The 7,300-nt window shown below is 61.6% G+C and carries 12 protein-coding genes and 1 pseudogene; 6 read left to right on the forward strand and 7 right to left on the reverse strand.

Features of this window, described 5'->3' with window-relative positions; genetic code table 11:
* The first annotated feature begins 115 nt into the window (after positions 1 to 115).
* The 5 genes and pseudogenes from ACK5L9_RS21395 to ACK5L9_RS21415 form a co-directional block, all read left to right on the forward strand.
* Positions 116 to 415 (forward strand): HigA family addiction module antitoxin, encoded by a 300-nt coding sequence (locus ACK5L9_RS21395; RefSeq protein ID WP_416913479.1) that lies wholly within the window; start codon positions 116 to 118, stop codon positions 413 to 415.
* A 214-nt stretch (positions 416 to 629) separates the two neighbouring features.
* Positions 630 to 890 carry a BrnA antitoxin family protein gene (locus tag ACK5L9_RS21400; RefSeq protein WP_416913480.1) on the forward strand — a complete coding sequence of 87 codons (261 nt, stop codon included), beginning with the start codon at positions 630 to 632 and terminating at the stop codon, positions 888 to 890.
* A gap of 316 nt (positions 891 to 1,206) precedes the next feature.
* On the forward strand, positions 1,207 to 1,584 hold the full coding sequence (locus tag ACK5L9_RS21405) for a BrnT family toxin (protein WP_416913481.1): 378 nt from the start codon (positions 1,207 to 1,209) through the stop codon (positions 1,582 to 1,584).
* Positions 1,565 to 1,876 carry a BrnA antitoxin family protein gene (locus ACK5L9_RS21410; RefSeq protein WP_416913482.1) on the forward strand — a complete coding sequence of 104 codons (312 nt, stop codon included), beginning with the start codon at positions 1,565 to 1,567 and terminating at the stop codon, positions 1,874 to 1,876. Before ACK5L9_RS21405 ends, ACK5L9_RS21410 begins: the two co-directional genes overlap by 20 nt.
* A gap of 395 nt (positions 1,877 to 2,271) precedes the next feature.
* Positions 2,272 to 2,409: pseudogene (locus ACK5L9_RS21415) on the forward strand (BrnA antitoxin family protein); the annotation flags it as partial.
* On the opposite strand, the gene ACK5L9_RS21420 reads toward ACK5L9_RS21415, so the two are convergent.
* From ACK5L9_RS21420 to ACK5L9_RS21445, 6 genes are all read right to left on the reverse strand, one after another.
* Positions 2,351 to 2,767: a hypothetical protein gene (locus tag ACK5L9_RS21420; RefSeq protein WP_416913483.1), complete on the reverse strand. Its 417-nt coding sequence runs from the start codon at positions 2,765 to 2,767 to the stop codon at positions 2,351 to 2,353. The pseudogene ACK5L9_RS21415 and the gene ACK5L9_RS21420 overlap by 59 nt on opposite strands.
* Positions 2,764 to 3,270, reverse strand: coding sequence for a DUF1937 family protein (locus ACK5L9_RS21425; protein WP_416913484.1), 507 nt, complete (start codon positions 3,268 to 3,270; stop codon positions 2,764 to 2,766). Before ACK5L9_RS21425 ends, ACK5L9_RS21420 begins: the two co-directional genes overlap by 4 nt.
* Entirely contained in the window at positions 3,263 to 4,096 is an 834-nt protein-coding gene (locus ACK5L9_RS21430; protein WP_416913485.1) for a hypothetical protein, read from the reverse strand. The genes ACK5L9_RS21425 and ACK5L9_RS21430 overlap by 8 nt, the downstream gene beginning before the upstream one ends.
* Positions 4,097 to 4,373: 277 nt before the next feature.
* Entirely contained in the window at positions 4,374 to 5,594 is a 1,221-nt protein-coding gene (locus ACK5L9_RS21435; protein ID WP_416913486.1) for a hypothetical protein, read from the reverse strand.
* The gene (locus ACK5L9_RS21440; RefSeq protein WP_416913487.1) at positions 5,578 to 5,718 is read right to left on the reverse strand and encodes a hypothetical protein; all 141 of its coding nucleotides are present in this window, start codon (positions 5,716 to 5,718) and stop codon (positions 5,578 to 5,580) included. Before ACK5L9_RS21440 ends, ACK5L9_RS21435 begins: the two co-directional genes overlap by 17 nt.
* Positions 5,715 to 5,966, reverse strand: a complete 252-nt coding sequence (locus tag ACK5L9_RS21445) for a hypothetical protein (RefSeq protein WP_416913488.1) — start codon at positions 5,964 to 5,966, stop codon at positions 5,715 to 5,717. Before ACK5L9_RS21445 ends, ACK5L9_RS21440 begins: the two co-directional genes overlap by 4 nt.
* A 433-nt stretch (positions 5,967 to 6,399) precedes the next feature.
* Here ACK5L9_RS21445 and ACK5L9_RS21450 point away from each other — a divergent pair, with 433 nt between their 5' ends.
* Positions 6,400 to 6,723: a hypothetical protein gene (locus ACK5L9_RS21450; RefSeq protein WP_416913489.1), complete on the forward strand. Its 324-nt coding sequence runs from the start codon at positions 6,400 to 6,402 to the stop codon at positions 6,721 to 6,723.
* A gap of 276 nt (positions 6,724 to 6,999) precedes the next feature.
* On the opposite strand, the gene ACK5L9_RS21455 is transcribed toward ACK5L9_RS21450, so the two are convergent.
* Positions 7,000 to 7,300 (reverse strand): transposase (locus ACK5L9_RS21455; protein WP_416913490.1); only part of this gene is annotated, 301 nt, incomplete at its 5' end.

Below are 7,300 nucleotides of genomic sequence, written 5' to 3' on the forward strand. Positions count from 1 at the left end.
CTTCACCCCGACGCGCTACACGGTCCATATCAACGGCCCGTGGTGTGTCACGTTCGAGTTCGCAGATGGCGATGCTTACGTGATCGACCTTGTACAATACCACTAGGAGACGGACATGACCCGCGACCCGAACCGCCGCCCGACCCATCCCGGTGAATTGCTGCGCGAGGATGTCATCCCCGCGACCGGCAAACCCAAGGCCGAGATCGCCCGCCTGCTGGGCATCTCGCGCCAGCATCTTTACGACATCATGGCCGAACGCAAGCCAGTCAGCCCGGATGTCGCCGTGCGCCTTGGCAAGCTGTTCGGGAATGGCCCCGGCCTTTGGCTGCGCATGCAGACCGCCTGTGACGAATGGGACGCGATCCGCACCGTCGACGTCTCCGCGATCCCGACGCTGGATGCTGCCGGCTGAGTCGCGGCTGGACATCGTCAGCGGGCCTGCGGCGAGGCTGTTCGAATGGGGATGTGGATCAGATTGCTCATGCGAGCCTCCGAAGGTTAGGGTTAACCCGGCGACAAGCTCTGCGCCGTGGTTACGACCGAACGGCACGGCAACACGATCCGCATCGTCTCTCTGCGCCGCGCCACCAACACCGAAATCGCCCTTTGGAGAAAGGAATTCAGCCATGGCTAAGAAAATACCGCCCGTCATCCACGACAACGCGCCCGACGACGATGCGGAAATCCGCCGTGCCATCGCCGACGACCCAGACACCTGGGAGGCCGCGCCAGATGCGCCGATCATCCGCCGTGGACGGCCGGCGGGTTCCAGCAAATCGCAGGTCACGGTCAAGCTGGACAATGACGTTCTGGAACGGCTGCGCGCCGACGGTCGCGGCTGGCAGACCCGCATGAACGCGGCACTGCGCGAGGCATTGGGGTTGTAGGGCGGGACATGTCCCGCTATCTCGCGGCTGGACATCGTCAGCGGGCCTGCGGCGAGGCCATTCAATTGGGTATGTGGGATCAGTCCGTTCATGACGGTCTCCTACGGTTCGGGTTTACCCGACCACTGGGAGGCCAATCCCTGGCGGCCGGACGCACGGAATTGGCCTTACCGCCCGTAGGAACGGCGCACCTCGCGGTGCTCCCGCACGCCCGACCATAGGAAAAGCCGCGACAAAGGGCGCGGCTTGGTGAGCGCCTACGAACAGACAGGAGGCCAATCCCGGCCACGCCTTTTTCGCGTGACTGGCCCGCGCGATGCGGACTTGCGACCACTCTGCCGTTCGTGGCGCGGTTTGTCAATTGGCGCGATTTTCCGCATATACAGATATTGCCAATGCCGGATTTTTCGTATACACGGAAATCATGGAAAGCAGGATCATCACCTGGGACGAACCCAAACGACAGGCGAACATCGCCAAGCACCACATGGACTTTGCCGATCTGACGGCCGAGTTTTTCGCCGCCGCGCTGGAACTTGATGCCCATAGTGGACGGCTTGCCGCCATCGGCCCGCTGCACAACGGCGTCATCACGGTGATCTGTCTCGAACTTGGCCGCGAAGCGCTGTCCGTGATTTCGATGCGCCCGGCCAGCAAAAAGGAAAGGTTGCTCTATGACCAAGGAAATCTTTGACCCCGACCGTGCCGCCGAAAAGGGGTACACAAGGGCGGACTGGGACGCGGTGGACAGCCCTGAACTGACCGACGAACAGCTTGCGACCGCCCGCCCGTTCCGCAAGGCGCATCCCGAACTGCTTGCCGGGATGCAGGAAGAGGAGGCCCGCCGCGGGCGTCCGCCGCTGGAAAATCCGAAGGTGTCCATTTCGGCCCGGCTGGACGCCGATCTGGTCACGGCGCTGCGCGCGACCGGTCCCGGCTGGCAAACCCGCGTCAACGCGATATTGCGCGAGGCCATGGGGTTGTAGGGCGGGACATGTCCCGCTGTCTCGCGACTGGACATCGTCAGCGGGCCTGCGGCAAGGCCATTCGATCGGGTATGGGGGATCAGTCCGTTCATGACGGGGCTCCACAAGTTCGAGATGAACCCGGAACCCCGTCGTCAACCGGGTGCCTGGGCGACAACAGGTTGACGAACCGGCCTTGTGGAACCGGCAGACCTTTCGGTCTCCCATTGCGCCCAGACATAGTTAAGCCGCACACAAGGCGCGGCTTAGAGCGCCACAAGACAAGCGAGTCGTCAAACCCGGCCACGCCTTTTTCGCGTGACTGGCCCGCAGGACGCGGACTTGCAATCACTCTGCCGTTCGTGGCGCGGTTTGCCAATTGGGCAGTCGATATTGCGCCATAGCGTAACAATTCAGACGCCGATCTGGTCGCAGCGCTGCGCGCGACCGGTCCCGGCTGGCAAACCCGCGTCCGCACCGTTGCGACACAGGCGATCATATCAGCACCTCCTGCGCGGGTGCCTTGGGCGCGGGGACGAAAAGGTCAGGCTTGACCCATATGCAGGCCCGCTTGTACCTCATCGACTGCGGGTTGATGACATCCGCCCACCGCGCCACGCCCTCGATCGTGCAAAAGGCGACAAACCAGCCTTTGCACAGACCGGCACACAACCTGGCGAAATCGTCCCGGATCGCATCGATGCCCGCGAAATCCAGCCCGCGCAGCTCGGGTCCGTCATCGGTGCGCATGCGCCTTTTTGCGTTGTTTTTCAGATCGTGCAGCGATTGTTCATAGGGCGGATCACAGATGATGTGATCCACCGACCCGACCATGGGCAACAGCGCCATCGCATCCCCCTGAAGCAAACGGCAATCCCCGATAGTCACCTCACGAAAAATGGAGCCGCTCATGCGTCACCCCCGGTTTCCGGCGGGGCGATCAGATAGACGGGCCGGTTCTGGCGCAGCGACCAGCACACCTCGCGCCAGACCCCGCGCGAGACGTCCCATCCGGCCATCGGCGGCACGATCACCGCGCCGCTGGCAGCCAGCATGGGCTGGCACCAGCGCGACCAGAACGCTTCATCCAGCGGGTGCGGGCACCCCGTGACGCCGGATTCGCAGATCGCGCAGGCCATCAGGACCGGTGATGCGGCGGTAACGCCCTCAATGGCCAGTTCGGCAGCCCATCTGGATGTGCGGACCCTGACCTTTAGATGCGCCCGCCAGTCGAAATTACGATCATCGTCCAGCACCAGTTTGGTGTAAGGCGTCGCCAGATAGGCCAGCCGTCCGCCGCCGACACGCTGGACGATATCGGCAATCGTACAGTCCTCATGCAGCAGGCATGAGCCCGAAAACACCTGCATGAGCCACGGCCAGTCCGGAACAGTGGCGGGACAGGTATCAGGCATCGCCATGCGCCACCAGGTATCGTGCTGCGATCAGCAGATCGGCCTGACCGTCAAGCGTGATCAGCCCTTTCGGATCAGTCACGTCAGTGTTTGATCTCAGCGCCTTCCAGCGGGCAATGACATCCCGGTCCGCGCATCCCAGATCACGGGCAATCGCTGCGGCCTTTTTGCCGCGCACCAGCCCCTCGATCACGGCCAGATCGTCAGCGTACGAAAAATTATCACCAAGGGCGATCAGATGCGCAACCAGCCGCCGCTGCCGGGCTGTCAGGCTGGTCTCATCTGACGGCACGGGCGCTGCCTTTGGGGTTGGCGCAGGCACTGCCGCAACTTTTGCCTTGGGCTTTTTGGTTGTCTTGGGTTTTTTGGTTGTCGGCGCAACACCACCCGCAGCGCGATGCGGCACCGCTTTACCCGCCTGCACCAGCTTGGTGTATCTTGATTGCAGCGACCGGATTGATCGACCCATGATCCTTGACAGATCGGCATATCCGACCATGTCTTTTCGGCACCGGATCAGCATCAGGTCATCGCCATCCGTCCATGCGCCCTCGCGCGCGGGCGGGCTGACACGCCGCTGTTTTGGCTTGGACTTGGCAGGCTTTTCCGGACTGACAAGCGCCTGCGCAGCCGCCACAACGGCGGGCTGCGTTTCGACCGCCGCGACGGGCTTGGGCAATGTCCCGGCCATGCTGGCCTGCCCGGCGCGATAGGCCCTGTCGATTTCCGCGGCCATGAACCCGGCAATCTTCGCTAGATCGGACGCGCCCTGATCTGGCATGTGCCGCGACAGTTCCGTCAGCAATTCTGTATCGATCAACAGCATCACGTCGTCACCTTTTCAGATTGTTGCCCCGCCGCCAGGGAGGAGGAAGACGGCGGGGCTGACCACCGGGACGGCTCCCGACGCCCCCGGTGGATACGAATAAAAGAGGCGGAACGGCGCATGCCGCCCCGCCAGTTGCCGCGCGCAACGAAGCAGTCAGAATCGCGCGGAAATATGATTGCCCTGCCGTGCAAAGACGGCTGTTGGCCGGGCCAGCCCGGAATGCCGGTCAGGTGTCGCACCGCACATGTGCCTGTTACCGCCATCCCGTAACCCATCACGCGCACCACCTCCGACACGCGGCCAGAACGCCAATAACGGTCAACAGCAGCCCGCCGCCCGCAGGGGCAGGAACGGATGGCAGGAATGGCACAGGATCGGGCGGGCATCCGCAGCCGCCGCCATCCAGCGCCACATCGATGACATGGTTGCTGCGATCGACCGCCCAAGCGGAAAAGGACATGACCGAAGATGTTGCCGCGACGGCGCTGGTATCGCCATCCGACGATCCGCCGAAGCCGAAACCCCCGGCGGGAAACCTGCCGGACGGCCATGGCGACGCGGGCATGGCCACCACATCGGCGACGCGCGCTGCCCGTTGCAGCGACATCCCGCCCGATGCGACACGCGCATCCAAGACCAGTGCCCAGTTTTGACATTCCCCCAGTTTGACAAAGGCATAGCCGTCAATCCGCCAGCCCCATGCGGCGGCGGGAACGTCGCGCTCCACCACCGTGCCGCGCGCATCCATCCGCGCCGCGCCGTCGCGCCAATAGGCCATATGGCTGATCACATCGCCATCATGCACCGGGATATAGGACGGTTCGGGATGCGCTGCGATGGCCGCGCGCAACTGCGCCCGCACCCCGGCAGGTAACTGCCCGATAGCCCAATCCATCCCGCAACGCCCGTCGCAGGCATGGATGCCAGCCCCGGACCAGCGCGCGGCAGGGGCGGCATCAGATGGCGACGCAAGGCCAGTCACGGCCAGCGCGGCCAGCACGGCAGCGACAGCCTTCACGCCCCGCACCGAGCCGTAGAGCATATGACGATCACAAGTGGCCCCGCTTTTGACGACGGCAAGGACACGGTCGGCATTGATCCCGGCAAGGTCGCACACCTCACGAAACCCCGCGCCGCCGAACCACCGCCTTGCGGCCTTGATCTCATGCGGCCTGCCGGACTTTCGCGGGCTGTTGGCCGTCGCCCAATACTCAATAATCACCGCAGCCCATAACCGGCGGCAATCCGCAGCCGTCGGCTCATCCGGATAGACCCACCCGGCCCCCTGTGCCTCGATTTCCGGCACGCTTTTTTTCGCGGCCAGCCTGATACCACAGGCATAGGACGCCTTTCGGACGGTTGACTGGTGCACCCCGACGATCTGCGCCAAATCCACTGCGCAGACCCCGTGATCCGCAGCCCACTGCAGCCGCTCTTTCCACGGCTGCGCGGCGATGTCGGGACGATGGGCAATTCGGTCACTGCCCTGCGTCATGTATCACCCCCAATGCGCCAAAAAATTTTTCCGCCCGCCGCGACAGCCGCACATGGCGGGTCAGGGCGCGCTGCGCCCGCGCCTCGCAAAAACGGCCCAGCAGGTGCCAGATGATCCTTGTCATTTCCGCCCTTCGATCCCTTTGAACACGATTTCGGCCCCGGCAATTGCCATCACGGCCGCGACGTAGCGCAGCGAGGCGTCGTTTTCCTCGCGCAGCCAGTTGATGACCTGCCGGGGCGACACATCCAGCACCACCGCCGCCCGGACCGATAGCTCTCGCTCCGACACCGCTGGAAAGGCCCGCCACAGCAAAACCCGGAACCATTTCCGGGCCAGACCCGGATCGGACGAATGTGCAAGATTTTTCATGGCAAAACCTCCATGCTGATACGCATGAGAACTGTTGAACGAACTGTTTACTTGACGGATGCCGCGATGCGCCAATGGCGATCAAGCCTCCCCCTTGGCCGACTCGGATGGCGCTTCATCCGCATGCTCTGGAAGTCGCATGAATGAGAAAAGCGTCCGATCCGGTTCTGGCATACCCTTTGTCTCGCAAAGGCTGCACATTGCATCGTACCAAGCGGCTGGAAGCACCTCGGATTGCACATGGGTGTAGACGGTTGTCGGCCGCTTGCCGATCTGACGGGCAACCGCTTGGCTGCCGCCCAGGGATTCGATGAATGTGCGCAGCGAGACTGTCATGGGAGCATAGATATTACGTAATATTCGTATCGTTAAGGGTACGTGGTGTTTTTGATGCGGAAATCTCGTAATTTGGTCACTAGAAGGCATGGACTACATGGAAAAGATTCGGCGAATGAGGCGTGGCGAAATCTCGAATGAGGCCATCCACGAGAGGCTGGTCGCGATTCGCAAGGCGACGGGATTTACGGCAAAAGACCTCGCGGCAAGTGCGGGGATGCCTTACACAACATTCAAATCGCAGGAGGTTGCAGGAGCGCCGTCCCTGAAAATGATTGATTTTTATTGGAAATCATTCGACGTTGACGCGAATTTCATCATTGGTGGCGACGGCTCAAGAATTCTGCCCGACACTCTGACAGAGATTTTGACCCATTTGGACGACCCCTCATCCAATACCTCGGAAAAAGCAGGCGGGTAACGTCCCATCCCGCGAACATGGCTGCCACCACCACAACTCGCATCCACATGCGCCATCCCCATTTTTTTGTTCATGCATCGTTCCCGGAGCGAATTTCTTGACAAAAATTTTGAAGTTGCAATGAATACGAAATAATCGTATTTTATGTTGACACATTACGAATATTGCGTAAATCTCCCTCGTCAACCCGAAGGAGGGCGCATGCCAGACACCCAAGCGAAACCTGATCCCGACATTGCCGATCATCTGATCGGTAAAAAAAAAGATATACCGCCCTCACTCCAAAACCCGAAATTTTTCGTGAGTGACGATCCTGAAGTTGTCTGACACTTGGCTGCGGAAGGTTTTCCATTCTCTGGGCAGGGTTTCGCGAAAGAACCTGAGGATCGCATCCGCGAACTGCTTTTGCGTTGGGTAGTGGCGATTGTGGGTTACGCATTGGTGCATGACGGCCCATAATCGTTCGATCGGGTTCAGGTGGGGGCAATAGGGCGGCAGCTGGATCAGGTGGATGCGGCAGTCCGGCCTTGCAAGGAAATCCCGAACGTCTGGCCCTTTGTGGTAGGCGGCATTGTCC

The sequence above is a fragment of the Paracoccus sp. (in: a-proteobacteria) genome (assembly GCF_047973135.1).
GTDB lineage: Bacteria > Pseudomonadota > Alphaproteobacteria > Rhodobacterales > Rhodobacteraceae > Paracoccus.